This window comes from Candidatus Neomarinimicrobiota bacterium (assembly GCA_030743815.1).
Lineage (GTDB): Bacteria > Fidelibacterota > Marinisomatia > Marinisomatales > S15-B10 > UBA2146.
Genome location: JASLRT010000004.1, coordinates 1 through 25,163, shown reverse-complemented (window position 1 = coordinate 25,163; position 25,163 = coordinate 1). Strand labels below are relative to the sequence as shown.

Below are 25,163 nucleotides of genomic sequence, written 5' to 3'. Positions count from 1 at the left end.
TACAGGAGTTTGTTGTTGACCGGGAGAATAAGATTGTCTCTACGCCGGCCTACATGCTGGCAAGCCAGATTTCTGAAGCGGCTGAAGGAATTGAAAAACTTGTCCAGGAAGTTTTGTCGCTTGTGGATTAGCTAGCGAAAGCGTTGCAGGGCTTGAAAAAGGTAGCGTCTAAAAGTGAACTCAATCCGGGATGTGGAAAGGTGATTTATGTCGAAATCAGAGATTAGTCTGCCATTTGGCGAACATCTGGAGAATTTTTCCGGCAAGGCACCGCTGTTTCCGCTTCCGAATGTTGTCTTTTATCCGAAGACGTTTCTCCCGCTCCACATTTTTGAACCTCGCTACCGTAAAATGGTGCAGGACATTGAAGCGGGTGAAAGGATGATTTGCATGGTCTGCCTTAAACCGGAATGGGAAGACACCAAAGATAAGGAAGCACCCATTTACTCTGTGGGAACACTGGGCTACGTGGAACAGATTGAAATCAGGGAGGACGGTACGTCAGACATTCTTCTGGTTGGGTTGACAAAAGTTCTGATTCAAGAGGTCAAGTCGGACAGGCCGTATCGGATTGGCAAGCTGACACCAGTCTCTGACGCTGTGGGAGAAGGGGACAGGCAGAAACTCAAGAAGCAGCTTCTGCGACAGTTCGATCAGATCAGGAACGATGAAAGATTTGCCGGCTTAACGCGATTTTTCGCTGGGGGGCTCGACTTTGAAATGGCGGTAAACTTTACTGCTGCTTATACGCCGGTGGATATCAAGGAGAAGCAGAAACTTTTGGAACTTGATGATCTCTCTATGAGGGCGCGAATTCTCTCCAGATTTCTCGAAAGTGAGCGGACATCCTACGGATTGTCCGAAGATGAAGGATCTCTGCCGCCGGGCGATCTCAGGATGAACTGAGTTATATCAGATTAATCAGGTCTAGTAAAAGTTCCCGCCAGCCCCAGCTCGTCGGCCTTCTCCTTGAGCGCATCGATGACAAACTGAATATGCTCGCCGCGATCCACAGCCAGTTCCTCGATTCCTTCCTCGATATCCTCCCGGTTCACTGAAGCCGCGAAACTCCTCTGTTTCAGCTTCTTCTTTACCGATTTGACCTTTACCTCGTGAATTGATTTCGACGGCCGGACGTAAGTGACGGCGAAGATAAATCCTGTCAGCTCGTCTACGGCGTAGAGTGCCTTAGCTATTATCGATTTCCGCGGCACACCGGTGTAATTGGCGTGTCCCATGATGGCGTCGGTGACCTCATCTGTATACCCCTTCTCCTGAAGGATTTTGTTTCCCATGTAGGGATGTTCTTCCGCGGTAGGATATCTCTCGTAATCAAAGTCGTGGAGCAGTCCTGTAATCCCCCAAAGATCGGGGTCAGCGCTGTATCTCTCAGCTATTTTTCTCATCACCTGTTCAACTCCAAGTGCATGTCGCCGCAAGGAATCCGATTCTGTATACTCACAAAGAAGATTCCAGGCATCTTCTCGCGTCGGTTCAGTGGGGATATTCTGGTTCATGGTGACCTCCCGGAGATTTCAATTATCTGTCAATAATGTCAAGTTTATGCAGAGTATCTCGCCAGGCGGAGACTTTTTCCTCCCGTTCTATTGCTTCCATGGCTGGACTGAACTTTCTTTCACGACCACCGGTAAGTTCTTGCAGGGGTTTCTCCCATTCATAATGTGCCATCAGCTTTGCTACCCCCAGTGCCGTCATGTCTTTGCCTGTGGAACTCCAGACGTCTTCTGCGAGCAGATCGGCTATGAACTGCAGTAACGGCGGTCTCGATGAACCACCAGATGCGACGATGTCTGAAAGCCTGATTCCACCCTGATTCTCTATAATTTCGCAGATATCGTACACAAGCAACCCTATCGATTCCATTGCTGCGCGGACGAAATGATCGGGATGGTCTGACTCTCCAAGTCCATAAATGACGGTCTCGAACTCACCTGTCCAGTAGGGGGCAGAAATACCGTTGATCCCGGGTATAACGATCCCCTTTGTAGCTATCTCGCACCTCTCATACCACCTCATATCTTCGTGCGGAATGGCGAGGTAGCTCTCCAGCCATTTGAAAAGCGAACTTACACTGTTGATCGTCCCTTCAAGGAGAAAGTGATGGCTCTCCGCGGTGGAGTAGAGAATATTACTTAGTAAGGACAGAACAACAACTGGTTTTCGACCGCTATTGATCAGAACAGAGCCCGAAGTACCGAAATTCATGGCTGCATCTCCAACTTTCCATCTCCCCTGTCCGATGAGAGAAGCCTGCTGGTCTCCCACGACGCATATGAGAGGGAGAGAGTCGGCCTCTGTTACAGATCCAAAATCCGCCAGCGTTGGTGAGAGTGGTGGAAGGAGATCGCTAGGTAGCTCGAAGAGATCCATCAGTTTCAGGTCCCACTTCATTTTATGGAGATTCATCAGAAGGGACCTGCCGGCAATCGATTCGTCAATGAGCGCGCGCCCGGTGAGTCTGTGCGTTACGAAAGCGCTGAGCGGTCCGTAGAAAACGTTTCCGGCCCGGACTTCGGATGCAAGATGGGCATCGTGCCGGATTGAAAAGAGGAATTTAGGTCCGCCAAAATGCGGGCTGAAGGGAATTCCTGTTGTCTGTTGGATCCACTCGCTATGATCTTTCAGTTCATCTGTAATCTGAAATGCACGCGTGTCTTGCCAGCTGATTGCAGGCGAAAGCGGCTCTCCCGTTCTTTTATCCCAGAACAAAAATGTGGATCGTTGAAAGGCCATGCCCAAAGCGTACGGCGTTAGTGATTCAGAAGAGCAGACACGGATAAGTTCAGAGATTAGCGACTGGCACGCATGAACTATGTCAGAAGGGTCAGACTCTACCCATCTCGGTTTCGGTCGGGACACTGTATGATTTATCTTCTTGGAGTAGAGCGGTTGAAGGTCGCGGTTGAAAAGGAAAGCCTTTGTAGAGGATGTGCCCTGATCGATGACAATAAGAGTTTTGCCAGACATCTTCATCTAAAGTGATCTAAAGGTTGACTGCTTGGGGAGTACAGCAAGATCTGTGGCAAGAGGGATTCAAGGGTGAGCTACCTCTCTGGCTGTTATCTTTTTCTTAGCGACTTTCGTGGAGAGCACAGAATGAGAGTCTGGCTACGAGATGGGGATCTCGTAGACGGCCTCAAACTCCGCCGTTGGGAGCATCCTGATAGCATCCCAAGTGAGTTTGGTGCAGACCCGGGCGCAGATCTGACATCCGATGCATTCGTCGAAGCGGACCTGCACCGGCGGGATGGGAATCCCGTACTTCTCATGAGATAGCGCTTCGATGCAAGCGACAGGACAGAATGGGATGCACACCTGACAGCCCGTGCAGTTGTCCTCATCTACCACCGCTATAAGCTTTGGTTTTTTCTTCTTCTGCCGCGGTTCTCCAGCCAACTCCGGAACGCTCTTGTAGTGATCGTACGGTTTTGTTACTCTTATCGCCATGATTAAGACCTGCTTCGGGCGGTGAAATTAGCCTCGGCTGTGTGCAGATTCAAGGCAAAGTTACCGGACCTGGAGTTAGATCAATATGCTTTAGATTCATGATAGTTCGAATTAGAGCGGTTGTAATGACGGTGGATGTCACCGGTTGAGCGGGCTACATCTGCACAAGAGTCAAGAGTTTCCTATGGCTCAGTCCAAACACGCCACACAGCGCGGCACCAATCCCTGTGAGTAGAAAAACTGTTGAGATAGGGATCACTTCCGCCAACGGCCCCACAAGACCTGAAGAAAGGGCAGTAAGTCCGATCACCGAAAGATTCACCATGGAGAAGACCCGCCCGCGGTAGACATCCGGCACCACCAACTGTATAATCGTTGTGCGCGAAATAGTGATCATAGGGATGCCGATACCGTGCAGGAAAATCAGAGCTTTTGTGGCGGAGAACGAGTCAATCCAGTAAAGAATACTGTATGTCAGTCCATCGGTAACCATGCCTACGAGAAGTACCAGCGAAGGGTTAATTCCTCTCCCGAAACGCCAAAGGAGAAAGGAACCGGTGAGCATCCCAGCGGCCATGAAGGCTTCGATGGCTGCATAGGCGGCAAATTCAAGTTGCAGCACCTCTCTTACAAATATAGGAATTCCGAGAACGGCAGGCCCCATGATGAATATGTTGTTGATGGCTGTAAGGAGGAGGAGTAGACCCATTGTCCTGTTTTCACGTGTCACATGTTTTAATCCTGCTATGAGATCCGCCAGATGTGACGGACGTGAATTGCCTACTGGATGTCGTTTTTTTGACGTTGTGATGAGAGCGATACAAACCATGCTGACGCCGAAAGTGACAGCATCGATAGTAAAAAGGTGGATCAGTCCCACCCAGGCGACGAGTAGTCCTGCCATTACGGGACCGGCGAGATGTGCGAATTGTCCCGAGGTAGAGATGAAGGCATTAGCGGCTGTAAGCCGGTCCTTGGAAACGAGTGACGGGATGAGGGCATCTCTGGCGGGATAGAAAAGGGAGGCAAAACTGGCAACGGCAAATGCCAGGGTACCAATGAGAAAAGGCTGTTCTCCTCCAGTGAGGAGGAAAGCTACCATCAGTCCCACCAGGAGCATTCTTGCCGTATCAGAAAAAATCATCACCTGTTTTCTTGGAAAACGATCTGCAATCACACCGGCAGGCAAACTGAAGAGAACCGCCGGCAGGTAAGCACTAACCGCAATAAGGGAGGTGATACTTTTAGAACCGGTGAGTTCGAGAACCAGCCACGGTAAGGCAATCTGGTAAATGGCATCTCCCGCGTGAGAAATAACATGCCCCAGCCATAAAAGTATGATTGATTTATTAAACACTTTTGTCTATAACTCCGGTTTACTTTGCCGATAAATCTCTGGCAGTCAAACATTAAATCAAATTCATTTCAAGCCATCCCTATCGTCTGGCAATACTATCCAAAACTTTCTAACACCAACGCATTTTTCCTACAGTTCACTATGTCCGTCGGACGGGCTGTAGCGATTTTCGACAGTTCTTTAATTTATCCTAACACTAACACGCTATGCTTCAAGGCTAAAGACCTTCGTTTTTTGGATTGACACACCCTGCCATAAATGTCGGGGTAACTGTCTGGTGTAAATCAGTCGTTTCGAACCAACCTTATTATCTGGTGAAAGACCGAAATTTCATTTTTTATAACTGCGCAGAAGATTAAATTGAACGTCGAAATTACGGCGTTATTTTTCATCACATCTGAAAACTAACCAGTCGATATTAGGAGGATAAGATGACTTACATTATTGCTGAACCCTGTGTTGGTGTTTGTGATACGGCCTGTGTGGATGTTTGCCCGGTGGACTGTATCCACCCTATGAAAGAGGATTGGGATGAGAAGGGCTATGATGAAGACAATCTGGAAGGAAAGCAACTCTACATTGATCCTGAAGAGTGTATCGATTGCGGCGCTTGTGAACCTGAGTGTCCCGTAGAGGCAATCTTTGAAGAAAGCGAAGTCCCGGAAGAATGGTCTGAATACATAGCTAAGAACTACGCCTATTTTGGGAGAGAGCAATAGACTCAGACTAGATCTGAATGCTGACGGCTGTTCTTGACGGAGCAGCCGTTTTTGTCTTAGACAGACCTAAGGTAAAATGAATGAAGACAACGTTATAGAACTGCTGAAGACGGTTAACTATCCTGGTTTCAGTCGCGATATTGTATCATTTGGTCTTGTGAAAGGGGTGGAAATTGAGGATGGTGGTGTTGTTGTGGAGCTTCAGGTTTCGACGGGGAATGAGGATAACAAACAGGAAATCCGTAACAGGGTGCAGGCTAAACTGAAAGAAAGTAGACAGTTCGACAAGATTGATGTGCACATGAATCCGGTGGTCGAATATCAAGAAGCTCAATCGCCGGGCGCCGAACCTCCACCGCCCGTTAGTCTACCCGGTGTGAAATATACAGTGGCGGTGGCCAGTGGAAAGGGGGGTGTCGGAAAATCGACAGTGGCAACGAATCTTGCAGCTCAGTGGGCGTCGCAAGGGTACAAGGTAGGGCTTCTTGATTTAGATATCTACGGTCCCAGTCTTCCTATCCTGCTCGGAATTAACGAACGCCCAGATATGACGCCGGAGAAAAAACTCATTCCGCTGCAAAAGTATGGCATGAATGTGATGTCTCTTGGTTTCATCAGTGGGAATGAGACTCCCGTCATCTGGCGCGGTCCTATGGTTGCACGTATGACAGAACAATTTTTTACTGATGTACTATGGCAAGATCTCGATTTTCTGGTACTCGATCTCCCACCGGGAACAGGTGATGTGCAACTTACCCTGGTACAGAAATTGAAGATTTCAGGTGCGATCATCGTCACAACACCCCAGGATCTTGCTGTCTCCGATGTCAGGAAGAGTGCTGATATGTTCGGCAAGGTCAATACGCTTGTTCTCGGTGTGATTGAAAATATGGCGGGCTATCTTGTTTCCGGCATTGTGAGAGACGGTGAGGGGCAGCCCGTTGAAAATGCCACAGTCTCATTCGCTGAAATGGACGGCTTCAAAGAAGTTGCTATCGATGAAAAGGGGAAGTTTGAGGTGGGGATCGATCTTTTCAAACGTGGCGGAGGCGTTGCCGAGAGTGAGCGGCTCCATGTTTCACTGCTCGGTGAAATACCGATCTCCCGGGAGCTAATTGAAGCTTGTGATGAAGGCGTTCCGCTTGTAGTGAAAGACCCCAATTCATCGGTGAGCCAGTTGTTTGCCTCCATTGCCGGTAAAGTGGAACAGCTTGTGCAGAACGAGTGAGTCCTGTTTATCTCAGCCCAGGCTACACCAGATTCTAACCTCACCCGATTTTGAATTCCGGAAACACTGTTCGCTAACAATGCTCACTATTCTTGTGGCACTCACGTTTACTCTCTTCGGGGCACTGTATCCGCTCTTTCTCTGGATGACCGTCTTGGAAAAGGTTGGTTCAGGAATACACCGTTTTACACTCGCTATGAGCAGCCTTCTAGGTGGCGTAGGTGTTATCTTTCTCTGGCGACTGGAACTTGAAGAGTCTGTCAGAATGCTGGCACTTATCTGGTTAATTTCCCTGATGACGGTAACATGGTTCTATTGGAAAAGGAAGGGTTCACAACCGTGGGTAGTATCGATTCCTCCTCTCCTGGGCGTTGTTGTTTTCGGGCTGGTGCTAAACAATCTTATAGGCGGCAGTGCAGGCGTCTTCACTGTTTCTATCTTAGGAGGACTGATTGTAGCATCAAGTGTCTTCTCTATGGTGTTGGGACACTGGTATCTAAATGTGGCGGAAATGCCGATATCTCTCTTGAGAAGGGCTGTCCAGATACTCTTTCTGTTTCTGCTTGTGAGGGTCGTGTGGGACGGTATAGCTCTTCTAACGGTGGAGTTGGAGACAGACGGTTTTGTTCTTTCTCTCTTCCAGTTTTTGCAATCTTTTGACGGTTTCTTTCTGTTCATCGGACTGTTCTTCGGCACCCTTATACCTGTTGTACTCTGTCTTCTGACCCTGAGGACCATCGCCATCCATTCTACTCAATCGGCTACCGGTCTCCTTTATGTGATTGTACTTTCTGTTCTCATGGGAGATCTGTTTTACAAATACTATCTTCTTCAATTTGGTCTTTCTCTTTAGCTTGGTTTCTTCATTCTTGACCGTCAATCATTGCCACATGTGGACTATCACCAGTCACCAGATAGTTGTACACCATTGCCGACACACCAACACTGTGGTGCTGTATCTTTAAAACAATGGCAAAGGGAATAAGAATGAACGAAATAGAACAAGAAAAAAGCGTGTTGCGATGGGGAAGCTTAGCCGGTGTATCGGGTGCTGTACTTTTCATTCTCGTGGTCGTCTTTGTGGGTATGTTTGTGCCCGCAGATCCAGCAGAAATGTCAAAATTGGTAACAAGATTCCCTGAGATCAAAAACATCCGTGTAGTTGAGAACTTAATATACCTCACGGCGTTGATTTTAGAAGTGCCTCTCTTCCTTGCTTTGTATTTTGTGCTTCGCAAAACACATCTTGTCTCAGCCTTGTTTGGCAGTGTCATTGGAATCCTAGGGCTTCTCGCAATGATGGCATCCGCCACGCCACATGTTGCACATGCCTCACTCTCTGAGCTGTATTTAGCCTCTGCAACTCAGCCTACCAACCTGGAAACCCTCGCCCATTTATGGAAGGCAACCTGGGGGGTATTCGATGCGATACTTTATATTGGATTCTTTGTAGTTCCCATCGGCCTTATTATCCTTGGCACAGGCCTGTACAGTTCACCAAGCTTCGGCAAAGGCTTTGGTGGAAGCATTTTTTTACTAGGTTTAATAGGCTTTGTAGCCGCGGTTTTCCAAATGATCTATCCTTCTTCCATTGCAGGCGTAGGAAGTTATTTTGCGTGCTTGATTTGCTATTTATCCCTGGGGCTGAAGGTTTACAGTTTGTCGAAAAAGACATACGCTGAATGAATGGAGATAAAGATAGAATTTTCTATGTTTAAGGACATATGATGAGACGAATTTATTCAATTGCAGGTTTATTACTGTTTGCACTTTTAGTAGCAGCATGCGCGTCTTCTTCCGGCGCACTTAAGAGCGAACTAGACGCCTCGGATCAGAAAAAGAGTGAAAAGGTGAATAGCGTTTTTCTTGAAAACTCGATAATGAATTTTCATTATGTGGAGAGGCGCAGCAATAGCAAAAATCTGTTGGTGTTCATACATGGGACGCCAGGCTCTTGGGATATTTTTTCTCCTCAGCTCAATAGCGATAGTTTAGCTAGCACAGCATCTATGGTGGCCATTGACTGTCCAGGATGGGGACAGTCAACAAAGAGTGTGGAGTCTGCCTCTCCTGGTTCTGGTGGATTGGCTGCTTGCTCGCCGGGTACCCGATATCATGGTATGTTACCGTTGTGGTGCCGAATTCAAGAGTTTTGGTAAAATCCCGGATGCGGTTACGACGTTCGATCATCATACAGGGGAACTATATGAGACTGGCTGAATTCAATGCAATTGAGATCAGGCACCCGAAACAAAACTGGAGTGTATAGTTGCTACATATCTTGATATTGCCTGTTGCAAAAGTTAACTTGGCATGATGTAAGAGTCTTGCCATGAATGAGGAACAGCTGAGAGAACAGATTGAGACAGACGGAAATCTTCCGCGGCACATCGCTATCATCATGGATGGGAACGGACGGTGGGCAAAAAAACGGCGGTTCCCGCGAATTGCCGGTCATCGGGAAGGGATTAATTCTGTCAGGGAGATTACCCGGGCCTGCGGTGAGCTTGGCGTCGAATACTTGACACTTTATACATTTTCCCAGGAGAACTGGCGCCGGCCGGTGAAAGAGGTGTCAGCGTTGATGAAACTCTTGGTGGAGACGATTCGCCGCGAGATCGATGATCTGATGGAAAATAATGTCCGCCTCAGCGTAATAGGGCGACTTAAGGAGCTTCCGGACGGACCAAGAGAAGAGATGGAAGAGGGGATCAGAAGAACGGCCGCGAACACGGGTCTCAATCTTGTACTTGCCCTGAACTACGGTGGTAGAACTGAAATCATCGATGCGGTCAAAAAGATATGTGAAGAACTGGAGTCGAATAAGAGGTCTGATCTTGATCTCACTGAAGCGCTGTTTGGAGAGTATTTGTATACCGCCTCCATACCCGATCCAGATATGATCATCCGTACCAGCGGGGAACTGAGGATCAGTAATTTTCTCCTCTGGCAGATGGCATATGCGGAAATCTATGTCACCCCCGTATTATGGCCGGCTTTCCGCAGAAAGGAACTGTACAATGCCATTTCAGATTTTCAGAATCGTGAACGCCGCTTCGGCAAGGTGAGCGAACAGGTGAAAGGGTAGGCTTAGTGAAATCGGTGTTGAAGACTCTTCTGACACTGGCCGTGGTGACGACATTCACCGCAGCGCAGACGTTGCAGACGATCCGTCTGTTAGGCGTCGAAGTGGAAGGGAATAACGAAACTTCCACCAATGTTGTCAAATACACATCTGGACTTGTGGAGGGGAAGGAGATAAAACCCGGTGACTTTGGTAATGCCATAACAAAACTGTGGGAAACAGGCATCTTCGCAGATATTCAAATTCATCTTGATCGTGAAACGACCGACGGCATCTACATCATCATAGAAGTAGAGGAAAATCCGATTCTCGGTGAAGTGATATATGAAGGAGGAAAAAAGAAGAAAAAGGACATCGAAGAGGAACTGGATCTCAGGTCAGGACAGCGTATACCTCCCCATTTGGTAAAAGAGTCAACCGAGAAGATAAAGAATCTCTTTGCCGAGGACGGCTATCTGCGAGCTGAGGTTGAAGCTGAGTTGACAGAAGGATCTCTCCCCAATGTGCGTGATATTACGTTCAAGATCCGCGAAAATAAGAAAGTTAAAATAAGAGATATCCAGTTCAACGGTAGATCGGCTTTCAAGGACAGCAAGCTGAGGCGACAGCTGAAAGATACCAAAATCCAGAAATGGTTTCTTTTCTGGCGTTCCAATTTCGATGAAGACAAGTTTAAAGAGGACAAGAATCTGTTGGCATCTTTTTACAGAAACAACGGCTACAAGGATTTCCGCATTCTTTCAGAATCCATCGACTTTACAGAAGATGGTAAAGGGATGATCATCAGGTTTTTGCTATACGAAGGGCCGCAGTATTATTTGCGCAATTTTTCTTGGGAAGGAAACGATCTCTACAGTGAAGATCAGCTCGCTACAGTGCTGGATCTTGAGAAAGGTGTGCTGTATGACGATGAAGAGTTTACCAGCGCCGTTTTTGAAGATGTCCACGGTCTCTATATGGACAAAGGATATATCTACAGCACAATTGAGCCTCAGTTCACCCCTGTGGGTAAAGATTCTCTGGATGTCCACTTCAATATCACAGAAAACCATCAGGTATATGTAAGGAATATCGATATTGCTGGCAATACCAAGACGCGGGAAAATGTGATCAGGCGGGAAATGAAGATTATGCCGGGAGATATCTTTAACCGTGAGTTGCTTATGCGTAGCGCAAGGGAGATATGGATCCTGAATTATTTCGCCGATGTAAGGCCGGACGTTGTACCGGTTGATGATGATAAAATCGATCTTCTCGTTACCGTTGAGGAGAAATCTTCAGATCAGGCTAATGCATCCATTGGCTTTACGGCTGAGTATGGCATCATGGGTGGCGCTGGTGTACAGTTCAACAACTTTATGGGCAAAGGACAACAGCTGGCCTTCAACTTTAATCAAGGGACCCAGTACAGCTTCTACAGCTACACCACGCCTTCCCAGTATCGGTCTCTTTCACTCAGTTTTACCGATCCTATGATTAACGACACACCTGTTCTTGTAGGGTTTTCGGCCTTCTATTATTTGAGAGGTCAGAACAGTTATTACTCGGGTATTCCGCTGGATAGGGAAGTGTTCGGCGGTTCCGTCCGCCTGGGCCGCAGACTCAAGTGGCCAGATAACTACTTCAGGGTTTCATGGATGGTGCAAGGGACCAATAAGAGATATCGCGGCAGCCAGACAGATCTGGAAGATTTCCTGGGTGGCATTGCTGAGACGGTTGGACTGAGTGTGACACAGAGTGTTTCGAGGGACAGCAGGGATCATCCGGAATTTCCATCTCGAGGGTCAATCTTTTCGTGGTCGTCGACTCTATCGGGCGGACCTTTGAGTACTTCCCTTATGCCTGTTCATGAGAACTTCCATAAGCACATCTTCAAGTTTGACTGGTTTACCCCTGTGGTGTGGAAATTCGTGCTGATGAGTTCGTGGCAGATGGGCGCAATTAAAAACCTGGTTGCTGATGAGAGCGACATTTCGGTAGTACCCTGGGATGATCTGTTCATTATGGGTGGTAGCGGCATTCCGTATGGGACCATGTTGCGAGGCTATCTTGACAATACGGTAGGCCCTTATAATCTCTCGCGGCAATACCCCAGAGGTGGTAGGGTGATGATGAAGTATGTATCCGAATTGAGAGTTTCGTTATCGGAAAATCCGACGGTCTACGGTCTAATTTTTGGGGAGATGGGAAACGCGTGGAAAGATTTTTCCGATACTGACCCCTTCGATATGAAGCGATCAGCGGGATTTGGCATCCGGATGTTCATGCCTATGCTGGGTATGCTCGGGTTCGATCTGGGGTATGGTTTCGACGATGTGAAGGCTACCTCAAAGTCTCCTGAAGGGTGGAGATTCCACATTCTCTTTGGAATGCCATTTTAGGCACTCTTTTGCTTATATTACATAGATTGTAGAGAGCCAAATACGAGATGTTCGTTTTTCCATGAGGCTGGAAAGGTTTCAGAACAGGATTATTAGACAGGAGGTTAAGGTGAAGTCTTTATCAAAACTGATAGTGCCACTTGTATTGCTTCTCATCCCCGCGTGGGGTGTAGCGCAGGCCAAGATCGGCTTTGTCCAGTCCGATCGGATTCGCAGTGAATACGACGAATTCAAGGAAGCCGAAAGCGAGTTGCAACTCGAATTCAGAAAAGTACAGTTCGAGTTTCAAACCATGGCGCAACGACTGGACAGTCTGAAGCAGGTTTTCGAGACGCAACGGCTTGTAAGTTCTCCTGAACGCCGCAGGGAGAGAGAGCAGGAAATCACAGCCTTGGAGAAACAGGTTCAGGATTTTCAGGCCAATAAGGTAGGACCTGAGGGAGAACTGTACAGGAAACAGCTTCAGATGGAGACAGAGATCATCCAGAAGGTTCAGCGGGCTGTCAACAAGGTGGCTATCGATAAAGGTTACGATTACATACTCGATTCGGCGGCTCTGCTTTACGGCAAACCGACGCACAATCTGACTGACGATGTTCTGTATGAATTGCGCAGGTTGAGCGAAGAAGAATCTGAAAAATAAATCTTGACCACACTCAAGGAACTGGCCAATCTCGTAGGAGGTGAGATTGTTGGCGATCCTGAGACTGAAATTTCAGGGGTTGCCGAACTCGAAAATGCTCCTCCTGGAACCATATCTTTCCTGAGTATACCAAAATACAAGCGGTACCTCAAGTCAACCAAAGCCTCGGCTGTGGTTATATCTAAGGAAACAGAGGCTGACGAAATGAGTGCGGCCATCCTTGTGGAAAATCCGACCCTCTCTTTTGCGGCTATCCTCGATTATTTTTCACCGGCACTTCCTCACGAAAGGGAAGTGCATCCGACTGTAAGTCTGGGGAAAAACGTAAAGTTGGGCAAGGATGTAGCTGTAGGTCCCTACACGGTGATCGAAGATGACGTAACAGTTGGCGATGGTGTTGTTATCGGACCAAGCTGTGTGGTAGGGAGTAGTACTTCTATCGGGACCGATTCTGAGCTCAAATACCATGTCACACTTTACCACGACTGTGTGATCGGAGAGAATGTTCTGGTGCATAGTGGTACGGTTATCGGCAGCGACGGATTTGGGTTCACCACCGAAAAAGGTATTCATTACAAAGTTCCCCAGATAGGGGGTGTTGTAGTGGAGGATGATGTGGAAATCGGTGCAAACTGTGCCATAGATAGAGGCACCATCGGGAACACAGTTATCGGAAAGGGAACCAAGCTTGACAATTTGGTTCACATCGCTCATAATGTTAAATTAGGCAAGGGGTGTCTTGTGACAGGTCAAGCGGCAATTGCGGGGAGTACTGTAATCGGTGATTATGTAGCTTTTGGTGGTCAGTCCGGTGTGACTGATCATGTTGAAGTGGGAAGCAATGCACGTATTGCGGCGAAATCGGGTGTTACGAAATCCATCCCGGGAGATAAGACATACTCTGGCATGCCAGCCAAGGAAATCAGACAGCAGAACAGATTGGATGCATTGTTAAATCGTTTGCCTGAACTTGTGAAAAAAATAAATGCGGTGGAACAAAAAATTAATGAATTAGAGAGAGTAAAATGAATCTGGTTCAACAGACAATCAAGAAGCCCGTCTCATGTTCAGGGGTTGGTCTTCACACAGGTGTAGAGAGCAGTATTACCTTCAAGCCAACACCCAAAAACACCGGTATCCGCTTCAGCCGGATGGATATAGACGGATGCCCGGAAATTAAGGCTGACATTGACCATGTGGTGGATATCTCCCGCGGGACAACAATTGCAGAAAACGGTGCAAGAATTCATACGGTAGAGCATGTTCTCGCCGCGGTGGTGGGGCTGGAGATTGATAATGTCCTGATAGAATTGACCAACAAGGAACCTCCGGTAATGGACGGAAGCTCGCGTCCATTTGTAAACGCTCTGCAAAAAGCTGGTATTGTAGAACAGGGTGAACCACGTCAGTATCTGGAAATTGATAAAGTTGTCAGCTACTCAGATCCTGAAAAGAAAGTTGATATATCGGTTCTACCTTCTGACCGTTTCAGGATGACTTGCATCATAGATTATAAGTATCCCTGGCTTGGCACCCAGTATATGACCATACATTCAATCAAAGATTTTCCCAAGCAAATTGCGCCGGCGAGAACTTTCAGTTTCTTGAGTGAAGTTGAAGCGTTGCGTGAGGCAGGCCTGATTCAGGGAGGCGCTGTAGACAATGCCATCGTTATCATCGATAAAAAAATTGATGACGCTGAACTCAAACGTCTCAAGGATCTCTTTGACATAGAAGAATCAGTTTCGTTGGGGTCCAACGGCATTCTCGATGGGGTTAAACTACGGTTTGAGAATGAGCCTGTTCGTCACAAGGCACTTGATGTAATCGGAGACCTGGCTCTCCTCGGAATGCCCATTAAGGGACATGTGATTGCGGCGAGGGCGGGACACGAGTCTAATGTAAAAATTGTCAAAAAGATCAAGAAAGAGTACGAGAAGAATATTCTACAGAAGAAGTATCAGGCAGCGGTCTCAGCCGATTACCTTTTTGATATCCATACAATCATGAAGATTCTTCCTCACCGCTATCCAATTCTCCTGGTGGATCGGATTATTGATATGAAGCCCGGGAAATCTGTGGTGGGAATCAAGAATGTGACAATCAGCGAGCCATTTTTCACAGGGCATTTTCCCCAGGAACCAATCATGCCGGGCATGCTCATTCTCGAGGGGATGGCACAGGCCGGAGGATTCCTTCTCCTCCATACTACTGATCATCCCGAGAGAAAGCTGATGTATTTCAGCGGCGTCGAAAAAGCCCGTTTTCGTAATCCTGTTATTCCTGGAGATCAACTCCGGTATGAATTGAAACTGCTGAAGTATCGGATGGGTTCATGCAAGATTGAGGGGAAGGCTTTCATTGGTGATAAAGTCGCTGCGGAAGCTACCTTCCTCGTCACTCTGGTTGACAAAAAGGTCTAACCATTTCCACAGATATCCACTCAACTGTTGTCGTCAGTCCTGACGCCACTATAGGATCAAATGTCCGCATCGGCCCCTACAGTGTTATCGAAGATGATGTGGTTTTGGGAAAAGGATGTCAAGTGGGGAATCACGTTTCCCTCTTGAGCGGGACGCGTATCGGCAACGAGTGCAAGATCTTTCACGGTGCCATTATCGGAGAAATTCCTCAAGACTTGAAATTTGAAGGTGAGGATTCGACTGTCGAGATCGGCGATGGCGTGACAATCAGGGAGTATGTTACTGTCAATCGGGGAACTAAGGCCCTCGGTACCACCAGGATTGGCAGAGACTCCCTACTGATGGCTTACGTTCATGTGCCTCACGACTGCCAGATCGGAGAAAACGTGATTATCGCTAATGGTGTCCAGATGGCGGGACATGTCATCATCGATGACTGGGCGAATATCAGTGGACTTGTACCGATTCACCAATTCTGCAGAATCGGTAAACACGCCTTTGTCGCAGGAGGTTACCGTGTTGTTCAAGACATCCCGCCGTACATTCTTGCTGCCGGCGAGCCGCTTGAATTCTCCGGCATTAATTTAGTTGGCCTGAGACGAAGAGGATTCTCAGCCGAAACAAGAGGAATCATCAAGAAAGCTTATCAGATCATCTATCGCTCTTCTCTCAATACCAGTGAGGCTCTGAAGAAAATAAAAGCAGATTTGCCGTCCACAGATGAAATCGAGGAAATTGTAACCTTTGTTGAAAACAGTGACAGAGGCATCCTTTAAGACAAGCCTCAAATTACTTTTCGTCTTCCTGCCTTCACTTCAACTTTCTGCGCAAGTCCCTGACTACGAACTAGGGCTATGGACAGAGGGTGATTTTGAGAGTAGCGCCGTAGAATTTTTCCGGGTCTTAACGTTACAAATCTCTTCAGAACCATCTCTCGTTACGGGTAGAGAAGGGACATTTTCCATCGGCGGAGATTTATCGACTGCCTGGCAGCCTGGCAGCCATGACATTGCCATGATTAGCGGTAAGGCTGGCGTGTTGCCGGCTTTTTCTGGCGCCATGACTGTGACTCATAATCTGGCTCTCCTGGGATGGTATTCAGGTTTCGTGAGCGATGAGGATATTGTCAGTGGACTTGGGATTGGAGCGGCATTTCTCCTTGCGCGGGACGAGAACGGACCACCCAACTGGAATGTAACACTTTCACAACGTTCCCTCTATGGACCGGATGATTTCTTTCTGAAAACAGTTGGAGTTGCTATCTTCAGGCGGATAGATTTGAGATTGACAGAAGTTTGGGGCGGTATTGTCTCGGACTATTTCAATGCAGGTGTGCATGTGAGTAATCAGGAAAGCGGCACAAGAATCTCTAAGAGAATAAAGGGCCAGGTCAATGCACTGGCTGTCAGATTTGGGATTCCTTTGGGATCGCAGAGTTCGGTTTCACTCGGTTTCAAGGTAAACAGTTCATTCGCGGCTCTATCACTGGGAATTGAAACAAGCAGCAACTGATGGCTAAGTCAGTCTCAATTCTCGGATCCACGGGCTCAATCGGCAAGAATGCGCTGAAAGTGATTCTCACTCTGTCTGATCAGCTGGAAGTGAAATACCTCACCGCCGGCAGAAACTGGGAGGCACTGGTCGGTCAGGCTCAGGCTTTTCATCCCGCCGCGGTATGCATTGCGGATAGGAACGGCTCTGCAAAGCTCGAGAGTGCCTTGGCGGGAACCGGCATCGAGATCCTCTCCGGTCGCGAAGGAGTCCTGGAAATTGCCGGCAGAGATGATGTAGATATCTGCCTGAACGCCTTGGTGGGAAGTGCGGGAATGGAGCCTACGATCTGCGCCCTTAACGCCGGTGTAGATGTTGCTTTGAGTAATAAGGAAAGTCTCGTAATGGCGGGAGGTCTCATCGGTCAGATCAAGCGTGAGAAAGGTGGTGAGATCTATCCGGTGGACAGCGAGCATAGCGCCATCTGGCAATGTCTGGCGGGAGAAGACGTCACCAATATCAGGAGACTCATCCTGACAGGATCGGGTGGGCCGTTCAGGGAGATGCCTCTCAGCGGATTCTCAGCGGTGACGGCGGAGCAAGCTCTGAACCACCCCAATTGGAAAATGGGAGATAAGATTACCATAGATTCAGCCACGATGATGAACAAGGGGTTGGAAGTCATCGAGGCGCACTGGCTGTTTAATCTCAATGCTGATCAGATCGACATCGTGGTGCATCCCCAGTCCATCATCCACAGCATGGTGGAGTTTACGGATGGATCTATAAAGGCGCAGCTCGGTCTGCCGGACATGAAAATCCCCATTCAGTACGCCCTCACTTATCCGCGGCGATTTGAATCCGAGTGGGAGGAAGTGGATTTTCCCGCCATCTCTCCTCTGACATTTGACGAGCCTGATCTGGAAAAATTTCCGTGCATCAGGCTGGCTTATGATGCGCTGGAGCGTGGGGGGTCAGCCCCGGCGGCACTGAACGTGGTTAATGACAATACGGTAAAGCAGTTTTTGGACGGTCAGATTGGATTCAATGAGATCGCCGAGATCAACGGTTCGGGCATGGAAGAGCACGAGTGGGCAGCGGCTCCGGATCTGGAATATTTGCTGGAACTTGAAAGATGGGGCGAACGTTTTGTTAAGGAAAAATTAGAGAGAAAGGTTACTGTATGACGACTATTCTAGCGGTAATATTTGTTCTTGGTCTGCTCATCCTTGTACATGAGTTGGGTCATTTTATGGCTGCACGGTCAGTTGGAGTTAGTGTCATCAGATTCTCACTGGGCTTCCCGCCGCGGATTCTCTCTTTCACGCCGACGGGCCAAGGCTGGCTATTCAGACTTTACTTCTTTAAGAAAGGCGAAAACGGGAAACCGGCGTGGGGCCCCGTCTATGAGAAAGTCATCACATCCGCAGTCAGCAAACCAACGGAAACGGAATACTGCATGGCGATTGTTCCGCTGGGAGGATATCTCCGTGTGGCAGGTGTGATTGATGAAGGCCTCGATGAAACTCTCACCGGTGCACCTGACGAATTGAATTCGAAGAACAGACTGGAGCAGGGGTGGTTCATGAGTGCCGGCGTTATCATGAATATCTTACTGGCTGTATTTCTCTTTGCCGGTATCACCTACACAACGGGAGTTGCTGAGGTGACCGATGAGCCCGTAGTGATGGAAGTTCAGCCGTCGTTTCCGGCGCAGGAGATAGGTCTCATAGCGGGCGACCGGATTATTTCGATCGATGGTGAATCTATTGAAACGTGGCGTGAGTTGTCAGACATTATTCACGGCAAGCCGATGGAGGAGATTTCTCTGCGCTGGGAGAGGGATGGAGAGGTCCTTTCGGCAAGCGTGACCACGCGCGAGAGCCAGATTGCCGCAGGCGATAAGGTAGAGAAAGTGGGAATGATCGGCATCAGCGGTGGTTATGAGATAAGGCAAGCGGGTGTAGTAGAATCGTTATCGAGCGGTGCTGTGAGAACTGGTTTCTGGTTCGCCGTCATCGTCAAGTCGCTTAAGATGATTGTGACAGGAGAAGCGTCCATGAAAGACATCGGCGGCCCCATACTCATTGCCCAGTTAGCTGGTCAGTCAGCGCAGGCGGGGATCGTGGCGCTGCTCTCCTTCACGGCCATCATCAGCGTCAACCTTGCGTTCATCAATATCTTGCCCGTGCCCGGACTGGATGGTGGACACATCCTTTTGCTCCTCATCGAAGGGATTGCGCGGCGGAAGATCTCTGTGAAAGCAAGGATGATCATCCAGCAGGCGGGGATGGCGATGTTACTGCTTTTGATCCTAGTGGTGATCTATAACGATATCACGCGGCTGTTTACTCAATAGCAAGAAGTGACTGTTGTCGATACGGTCGGGTCCCGCCCGCCCGGCCACGCCGTTCGGACGGGGAGACTGTACTGGGTAGAGTTTAAGTTATCTGTTGGAGGGAAAACCTCCGTTGACGTTTCGTCTTCTGAGGCTGGCAGTGGTTTATAGGGATATCAAAAGATTACTTTCCCACACTCCTGAGCCGCATGGTCACCGAGCCAAACTTCGCCTTGGAAACCACCTTCACCGGCAGCCTCTTCTCATCATTTGACAGCCAGATAGTCATATCACCCTGATGCTTCAGCAGGGCTCTCCCCTCTCTGAACGGCTCAATGACGATGCAATCGAATCTTCCCGCCGGAACACGGACCGATTCGGTGCGGTGCACAGTTACCTGAAAATCGGTAAATCTGTTGTTATCGAACGTGGTGAATGACAGCAGATCGCCAACCTGGAGCGGAAGCGTTCGCAGATAGTAAAAGAGTGAGTAGGGATCTCTCAGCTCTTGAGTGAGGGGGAAGGACTTCTCTCCCGAGACAACGACCGAATCCTCATAGTCCATCTGCGCCATGAAGTCCTTACTATAGTTCTTTTCCCTCAGCTTCTTCCGGTATTTCCTTGTGAACAGTCCGTCAACATCAATCCATGTATCCACTTCATCCCTCACTCTGTAAAGCCGATCCAAGAACCGGTTGCTGGTGAGGGAGAAGATAATGTGGAATACCTGCGCATCCTGTAACGACTCCTGAGAAGAGACCTCCAGCGCGGCGGCGCCGGCCTTGAGAAAATTGATGCTGGCGTCGTAGTTGAGGATCTCACCCACTTGGAAAGGAAGACCCTCTTGCGCGCTCACGAGGCCTGTAAGTATGAACGGCAGTAATTGCTTAAGCATCGTCGGAATCTCGAACGGTTTCGATCGTCTCTCCCGTCAAATCGTAGATACGGGAACCCGCTGACGGCGGGAGAATTCCCGCGTCGATGATGAGGTCTACCTCCGCTCCGAACAGTTCGGCGATGGCATGGGGGTCGTTCAGCGGTTCCTCTCCGGTACGGTTGACGCTGGTGGAGGTGATGGGGAAGTCCAATCGTCTCACCAGTTCTATTACGAAGAGGTGATCCGGAATGCGAACGCCGACGGTCTGGTCCGGGCCCAGTACTGGGGTTGCGATATCGGTGAGGACGCTTGGCAGGATCAGAGTTACCTTACCGGGCAAATGGGAAGTGGCGAAGTCTCTCTGCGTTCCGCGGAGAGTGGCATAGCGCTGCAGCATCTCAAGGTCGCTCACCGCCACAGACCACGGTCCTCCTTTCCCTTTGATGTGTGAAAGTCTTTGGAGAGCATCGTCATCTCTGGCGTCAACACCGAAGCCGTAGAGGGTATCGGTGGGGTAAACTAGAACTCCCCCACCTTGGATCACGTCTGCCGATTTGGACAGGGAATCTGGAGAAGTTACGTCGCAGGTTCGTGCCATGCTATTCATGATGAGTTGGGCGGCCGCGTTTTCCATCTCTTGTGGAACCAGAAATACTGTTCGGGATTCTGCCTGACTACCGCTTCCAGAAAAGAGGTGAAATTCTGCATAACAGAAGTGACGGGGTTTCGGTATTCCTCATCCGCCGGCAGCGAGTCAAACCGCAGGTGGTAAGTTCCGTCACTGTTGCGCGAGCAGATGCTGATAACGATGGGGGCTCCCGTTTTCAGATGAAGAACTGCGGCGCCCTTCGGTGTTGCGGCAGGCTTGCCGAAGAAGTTGACGAATACGCCTTTCTTCTTAGCGTTCTGATCGCTGGCAAGGGCGAGGATTCCGCCGTTCTTCAAGCTTCTTAGCATCTTGCTGGCCGGAGAACTCGCATAGAGTGGAAAAGTTCCGCACCGCCGACGAAGCTCCATGAAATAACGATTAGCACCTCTATTCTTCTGTCCCCTTACCACCGCGTGGAGATCGAATCCTTCAGCAGCGAACCAGACCCCAATCATCTCCCAGTTGCCGAAATGTCCCGATAGAAGGATCACTCCTTTTCCCTGCTTGCACGCTTCGTCCAGAATATGCCGGTTTTCTACGGTGATGTTTCGCGATGGATCGATTGTGTCAGCCCTCAGGACATCCATGAAAATCTGTCCGAAATGACAGTAGGTTTGCCTGGTTATCTGTTCGTAATAGTCTTCATTCTTTTCCGGGAAGGCCAGTCTCAGATTGTTGAGCGCCACATCTTTGCGAATGGGGAAATTGTGGAAGAAAAATGATCCCGTACGTGCTCCCAATTTTGAGACGGCATGCCGCGATAACCGTTTCAGGTAGACGTGAAGGAGGCCAAGTGCCCGGTAAGTGACTTTATCTTTGATTCGCACGTTGTTAAGATTTCTATCTCAATTTATCCGATGTTGAGATGACAAATCAAGGCATTTCGTTCAGAATAATAATAACAATGCCAGAGGGGAAAGCGTTGACTTTTGTCGTGTCTCAAGGTAAACTTCTCCTGCCATGAACATCAGATTATCTCTGCTTGTTGTTCTTGCTCTTAACTTTCTCTCCGGTGGCGATCTCGTTTACCGCGTTCCGATCCAAAGCACCATTGATCTGGGACTGCCGCCGTTTATCGAGCGCTCCATCGAGGAAGCGGAGAGAGACGGCGCAGAGGCGATCGTCTTTGATATCGACACTTTCGGCGGCAGGGTAGACGGCGCCACGCAGATCAAGGATGCCATACTCGATTCGAAAGTCCTGACGGTGGCGTTCATCAATAGACGGGCCATCTCAGCCGGCGCTCTGATTTCGCTCTCCTGCGAGAAGATCATCATGACAGAAGGAGGGACAATAGGCGCCGCTACGGCCGTGGATATGTCCGGCAAGAAAGGCAGTGAAAAGGTTATCTCTTACATGCGTGAAGAGATGGCATCCACAGCGGAAAGCCGTGGCCGCAATAAGGAAATTGCGCGAGGAATGGTGGATGAGGAGTTGAACTTCAGCCATCTTATCATCGACGGCGACTCAGTGGATATTTCAGATCTTGAAGGTCGCAAGGAAGGTAAACTGATTTCATTGACTACAGAGCAAGCATTGAAGTATCGCATCGCCGACGCCACTGCTGAATCGTTCGAAGAGGTTTTGGCTTTTCTCGGGCTGCAGAATGCGGAGGTGGTGGACCTGCGCGTGAACTGGTCGGAAAAACTGGTGCGATTTCTGACGGATCCCACTGTCAGCTCTCTACTTATGACTCTCGGTTTCCTCGGTCTCCTGTTTGAGATTCAGTCTCCCGGATGGGGCATCCCCGGTACGGTGGGGCTCGTCTGCCTTACACTGTTCTTCGGCGCATCGCTGCTGACAGAACTGGCCACCATGACCGAACTTCTCATCATCGGTGTGGGAGTGGTTCTGATCCTGGTTGAAGTCTTTCTCATCCCCGGCTTCGGTGTGGTGGGGATTCTGGGCGGACTTACCGTCATGGGCGGTCTGTTTATGATGCTGCTGCCGGAGCATTTTACCCCCACAGATATTTCGGGTGCTTCATGGGGGTTCACGATTGCCATCATCGGGGGACTTATGGCATTCTATCTTATGGGCAGGGCACTCATAAGGACCGATTTCTGGAAGAAGATTACGCTACCCTTCAGTGAAAAAAGTTCCGAGGGCTACAGCACCTCCATAGGATTAGAGAATATCGTCGGTGAAACCGGAAAGGCAGTATCGGACCTGCGGCCGTCAGGATGGGCCACTGTGGGAGAGCAAAAACTGTTTGTTGTTACTGAAGGTGAGTTCGTCGCCAATGGTGACAATGTGAAGATTCTTAGTGTGGACGGCAACCGTGTCGTCGTTCGTAAGGTTAATAATCACGATTAGGAGGTAATATGTTTACACCATTCATTCTGTTAGGTATTATCGTTGTATTTCTGGGTCTGCTGTTCTATTTCGTGCCGCTCGGTTTGTGGTTGCAGGCTGTGGTTTCTCTAGGTATCGGCAGGATCACCATCATCGATCTCATCCGGATGCGATTGCGAAAGATTTCGCCGCGTCTGATTGTAGACGGAATCATCAACCTGCACAAGGCCGGTCTGGAATATATTTCCACTGGCATGCTGGAAACTCACTATCTTGCCGGCGGCAACGTTCCCAATGTGGCATTTTCACTCATAGCGGCGGACAAGGCCAAGATTCCTCTTGAATTCGCTACCTCTACTGCCATCGATCTTGCGGGCCGTGATATAAAGGTGGCCGTCGAGACTTCGGTTTACCCTAAGGTGATCGATGCTCCTGCCACGGGGACGTTGGCGGCTGTGGCCAGAGACGGCATTGAGGTAAAAGCGCGCGCGCGCGTCACTGTGCGGACGAATATTCCCGGCTTGGTGGGAGGCGCCACAGATGAGACCATCATCGCCCGCGTGGGTGAGGGCATTGTCAGTGCCATCGGTTCTTCCGAATCGTACAAAGATGTGCTGGAAAATCCCGACTCAATCTCCAAGTTTGTATTGGACAAAGGTCTTGATGCTGGAACAGCGTTCGAAATTCTTAGCATCGACATAGCTGATGTGGACGTGGGCAAGAATGTAGGTGCACACCTTCAAGCCGATCAGGCAGAGGCGGACCTGCAGGTAGCTCAGGCCCGTGCCGAGACACGCCGTGCCATGGCGGTAGCGCAGGAACAGGAGATGGTTGCCCGTGTTGCCGAGATGCGTGCTAAGGTGGTGGAGGCGGAAGCCGAAGTACCCAAAGCTATGGCGCAGGCTTTTCGCGAAGGCAATCTCGGTATCATGGACTATTACACTATGCGCAACATCCAGGCCGATACCGGTATGAGAGAATCCATAGCAGGAAGCGGTGAAAAGGGAAGACCGGGATCCGCCGAGCATCCTGAGGAGAAATAGCCTCAAGTGGAAATCAATTACTGGATAATACTGCTCATATTCTATCTCGTTTCTCGATGGATGAGAAATAAGGCTCGCCGTGGTCTGCCGGGGCCGCCCGCTGAAGATCAACCGGAGCCGATACGCCGTGGCAAAGAGAAGGTGCCCGAATCGATCCCCAAGTGGATGAAGGATCTGGGATTACTCGATCTTATAGAAAAAGATGAGGGTGAAGGAGTTACCGCTGAAGATCTTCAGGCTGAAAAGGAGATGACGCTCAGGGATGAGATAGAGTCGTATGAAGAAATGGTACCAGCTGAAGAACCTGAAGCCGTGGAACCGTTGCCTTCAGAAGCTCCAGCCATAGATTCTTTTGGGTTTCGATTGGAGGGCGAAACAGACTCCTTACAGAAGGCAAGAGAGGACAGGATAAGATCCCAGGCAGAACCACGCCGTGTCCGGCGTAACGTTGGACGGTTCATCCGAGATCCTCAGAATCTGCGCGATATCATCGTATTGAGGGAAGTTCTCGGCCCGCCGCGGGGGATGGATCGCTTCCGCTACCGGCGGCACTTTTGACCTGTCTGTCAAACCAGCGCACTCTCGTGACCTGAATCCTTTATAAAGAGACAAGCCGTATCTGCGGCGGTGGCGATTTCATGCAAGGTATCGACCTCTAAATCCATCGGCATACCGAAGATATTCAGGTCAGCCATGGGGATCTTCTGAAAATTTTCGGGGAAACGTCCGGGCACAACGACATTTTCCGTGTCCAGTGGGAGTCGGCCACGCCTGGAGATTGCTTGCAGACTTTTGGACGCTTTAGCGAATTCGGACGGTTCCGCGACCATTCGCACCAGGCGCAGGGTGCCGTTCCAGTTCCTCTCAAGTTGAAGGGCGGTCAGGATCGAAAGGTTTCTGTTGGGCGATCCTCCTCTCATCCAGAGGTTTATTATCTTCTCATCGCGGAACCCTTCCTTTGGATGCCGTCGCAGAACTATGATGCCCAGCTCCTCCTTGACCGCAATCGCCAGTAACTGCTCCAGGCGCTGATCCTTTCTCCTCTCTTCGCTCATAGTGAGAAACATGACATTGGGAGGCAGTGGCATACCCTTGAACGATTGGGTGATAACACTAATCCCTTCAATGAAGTGATTGGCCTCTATCACTGTAGCTGATGTCAGGAT

Annotated in this window: 27 protein-coding genes; 19 read left to right on the top strand and 8 right to left on the bottom strand. The window is 49.3% G+C overall.

Features of this window, described 5'->3' with window-relative positions; genetic code table 11:
• Positions 1-131 (top strand): isoprenoid biosynthesis protein ElbB (locus tag QF669_00265; protein MDP6455878.1); only part of this gene is annotated, 131 nt, incomplete at its 5' end.
• Positions 132-207: 76 nt separating this feature from the next.
• Complete coding sequence (locus QF669_00260) at positions 208-906, top strand: LON peptidase substrate-binding domain-containing protein (protein ID MDP6455877.1); 699 nt, start codon at positions 208-210, stop codon at positions 904-906.
• Positions 907-917: 11 nt separating this feature from the next.
• On the opposite strand, the gene QF669_00255 is transcribed toward QF669_00260, so the two are convergent.
• From QF669_00255 to QF669_00240, 4 genes are all read right to left on the bottom strand, one after another.
• Complete coding sequence (locus QF669_00255) at positions 918-1,517, bottom strand: HDIG domain-containing protein (protein ID MDP6455876.1); 600 nt, start codon at positions 1,515-1,517, stop codon at positions 918-920.
• A 22-nt stretch (positions 1,518-1,539) separates the two neighbouring features.
• Positions 1,540-2,988 (bottom strand): FGGY family carbohydrate kinase, encoded by a 1,449-nt coding sequence (locus QF669_00250; GenBank protein MDP6455875.1) that lies wholly within the window; start codon positions 2,986-2,988, stop codon positions 1,540-1,542.
• A 141-nt stretch (positions 2,989-3,129) separates the two neighbouring features.
• The gene (locus QF669_00245; protein MDP6455874.1) at positions 3,130-3,468 is read right to left on the bottom strand and encodes a 4Fe-4S binding protein; all 339 of its coding nucleotides are present in this window, start codon (positions 3,466-3,468) and stop codon (positions 3,130-3,132) included.
• 154 nt (positions 3,469-3,622) lie between these two features.
• The gene (locus QF669_00240; protein MDP6455873.1) at positions 3,623-4,825 is read right to left on the bottom strand and encodes an MFS transporter; all 1,203 of its coding nucleotides are present in this window, start codon (positions 4,823-4,825) and stop codon (positions 3,623-3,625) included.
• Between the two features lie 431 nt (positions 4,826-5,256).
• Here QF669_00240 and QF669_00235 point away from each other — a divergent pair, with 431 nt between their 5' ends.
• From QF669_00235 to rseP, 14 genes are all read left to right on the top strand, one after another.
• Positions 5,257-5,544 carry a ferredoxin family protein gene (locus QF669_00235; GenBank protein ID MDP6455872.1) on the top strand — a complete coding sequence of 96 codons (288 nt, stop codon included), beginning with the start codon at positions 5,257-5,259 and terminating at the stop codon, positions 5,542-5,544.
• A 76-nt stretch (positions 5,545-5,620) separates the two neighbouring features.
• Complete coding sequence (locus tag QF669_00230; protein MDP6455871.1) at positions 5,621-6,772, top strand: P-loop NTPase; 1,152 nt, start codon at positions 5,621-5,623, stop codon at positions 6,770-6,772.
• A gap of 79 nt (positions 6,773-6,851) precedes the next feature.
• On the top strand, positions 6,852-7,625 hold the full coding sequence (locus QF669_00225; protein ID MDP6455870.1) for a hypothetical protein: 774 nt from the start codon (positions 6,852-6,854) through the stop codon (positions 7,623-7,625).
• A 134-nt stretch (positions 7,626-7,759) separates the two neighbouring features.
• Complete coding sequence (locus QF669_00220) at positions 7,760-8,458, top strand: hypothetical protein (protein MDP6455869.1); 699 nt, start codon at positions 7,760-7,762, stop codon at positions 8,456-8,458.
• Between the two features lie 38 nt (positions 8,459-8,496).
• Positions 8,497-8,931, top strand: coding sequence for a hypothetical protein (locus QF669_00215; protein ID MDP6455868.1), 435 nt, complete (start codon positions 8,497-8,499; stop codon positions 8,929-8,931).
• Positions 8,932-9,104: 173 nt separating this feature from the next.
• A complete protein-coding gene (locus tag QF669_00210; GenBank protein MDP6455867.1) occupies positions 9,105-9,860 on the top strand; it encodes an isoprenyl transferase in 756 nt (251 codons plus the stop codon).
• A gap of 5 nt (positions 9,861-9,865) precedes the next feature.
• Positions 9,866-12,238: an outer membrane protein assembly factor BamA gene (gene bamA / locus QF669_00205; protein ID MDP6455866.1), complete on the top strand. Its 2,373-nt coding sequence runs from the start codon at positions 9,866-9,868 to the stop codon at positions 12,236-12,238.
• Positions 12,239-12,347: 109 nt separating this feature from the next.
• Positions 12,348-12,881: an OmpH family outer membrane protein gene (locus QF669_00200; GenBank protein ID MDP6455865.1), complete on the top strand. Its 534-nt coding sequence runs from the start codon at positions 12,348-12,350 to the stop codon at positions 12,879-12,881.
• Between the two features lie 3 nt (positions 12,882-12,884).
• Positions 12,885-13,910, top strand: a complete 1,026-nt coding sequence (gene lpxD / locus QF669_00195; protein ID MDP6455864.1) for a UDP-3-O-(3-hydroxymyristoyl)glucosamine N-acyltransferase — start codon at positions 12,885-12,887, stop codon at positions 13,908-13,910.
• Positions 13,907-15,304 carry a bifunctional UDP-3-O-[3-hydroxymyristoyl] N-acetylglucosamine deacetylase/3-hydroxyacyl-ACP dehydratase gene (locus QF669_00190; GenBank protein MDP6455863.1) on the top strand — a complete coding sequence of 466 codons (1,398 nt, stop codon included), beginning with the start codon at positions 13,907-13,909 and terminating at the stop codon, positions 15,302-15,304. Before lpxD ends, QF669_00190 begins: the two co-directional genes overlap by 4 nt.
• Positions 15,305-15,318: 14 nt before the next feature.
• On the top strand, positions 15,319-16,080 hold the full coding sequence (lpxA, locus tag QF669_00185; protein MDP6455862.1) for an acyl-ACP--UDP-N-acetylglucosamine O-acyltransferase: 762 nt from the start codon (positions 15,319-15,321) through the stop codon (positions 16,078-16,080).
• Positions 16,052-16,816, top strand: a complete 765-nt coding sequence (locus tag QF669_00180; protein MDP6455861.1) for a hypothetical protein — start codon at positions 16,052-16,054, stop codon at positions 16,814-16,816. The genes lpxA and QF669_00180 overlap by 29 nt, the downstream gene beginning before the upstream one ends.
• Positions 16,816-17,982, top strand: a complete 1,167-nt coding sequence (gene dxr / locus QF669_00175) for a 1-deoxy-D-xylulose-5-phosphate reductoisomerase (GenBank protein MDP6455860.1) — start codon at positions 16,816-16,818, stop codon at positions 17,980-17,982. The genes QF669_00180 and dxr overlap by 1 nt, the downstream gene beginning before the upstream one ends.
• Complete coding sequence (gene rseP, locus QF669_00170; protein ID MDP6455859.1) at positions 17,979-19,154, top strand: RIP metalloprotease RseP; 1,176 nt, start codon at positions 17,979-17,981, stop codon at positions 19,152-19,154. Before dxr ends, rseP begins: the two co-directional genes overlap by 4 nt.
• 163 nt (positions 19,155-19,317) lie before the next feature.
• Here the strand turns inward: rseP and QF669_00165 are convergent, their stop codons facing one another.
• Genes QF669_00165 through QF669_00155 form a run of 3 tightly spaced genes read right to left on the bottom strand, consistent with a single transcriptional unit; the run spans position 19,318 to position 21,486 of the window.
• On the bottom strand, positions 19,318-20,028 hold the full coding sequence (locus QF669_00165) for a DUF3108 domain-containing protein (protein MDP6455858.1): 711 nt from the start codon (positions 20,026-20,028) through the stop codon (positions 19,318-19,320).
• The gene (locus tag QF669_00160; GenBank protein ID MDP6455857.1) at positions 20,021-20,608 is read right to left on the bottom strand and encodes an L-threonylcarbamoyladenylate synthase; all 588 of its coding nucleotides are present in this window, start codon (positions 20,606-20,608) and stop codon (positions 20,021-20,023) included. Before QF669_00160 ends, QF669_00165 begins: the two co-directional genes overlap by 8 nt.
• Positions 20,609-20,613: 5 nt before the next feature.
• Complete coding sequence (locus tag QF669_00155; GenBank protein ID MDP6455856.1) at positions 20,614-21,486, bottom strand: lysophospholipid acyltransferase family protein; 873 nt, start codon at positions 21,484-21,486, stop codon at positions 20,614-20,616.
• A gap of 133 nt (positions 21,487-21,619) precedes the next feature.
• Here QF669_00155 and QF669_00150 point away from each other — a divergent pair, with 133 nt between their 5' ends.
• The 3 genes from QF669_00150 to QF669_00140 are packed head-to-tail and all read left to right on the top strand — an operon-like array spanning position 21,620 to position 24,555.
• Complete coding sequence (locus tag QF669_00150) at positions 21,620-22,975, top strand: nodulation protein NfeD (GenBank protein MDP6455855.1); 1,356 nt, start codon at positions 21,620-21,622, stop codon at positions 22,973-22,975.
• 8 nt (positions 22,976-22,983) lie between these two features.
• On the top strand, positions 22,984-23,997 hold the full coding sequence (floA, locus tag QF669_00145) for a flotillin-like protein FloA (protein ID MDP6455854.1): 1,014 nt from the start codon (positions 22,984-22,986) through the stop codon (positions 23,995-23,997).
• 60 nt (positions 23,998-24,057) lie between these two features.
• A complete protein-coding gene (locus QF669_00140; GenBank protein MDP6455853.1) occupies positions 24,058-24,555 on the top strand; it encodes a hypothetical protein in 498 nt (165 codons plus the stop codon).
• Positions 24,556-24,563: 8 nt separating this feature from the next.
• On the opposite strand, the gene QF669_00135 is transcribed toward QF669_00140, so the two are convergent.
• Positions 24,564-25,163: hypothetical protein (locus QF669_00135; protein ID MDP6455852.1), on the bottom strand; the 600-nt coding region annotated here is incomplete at its 5' end.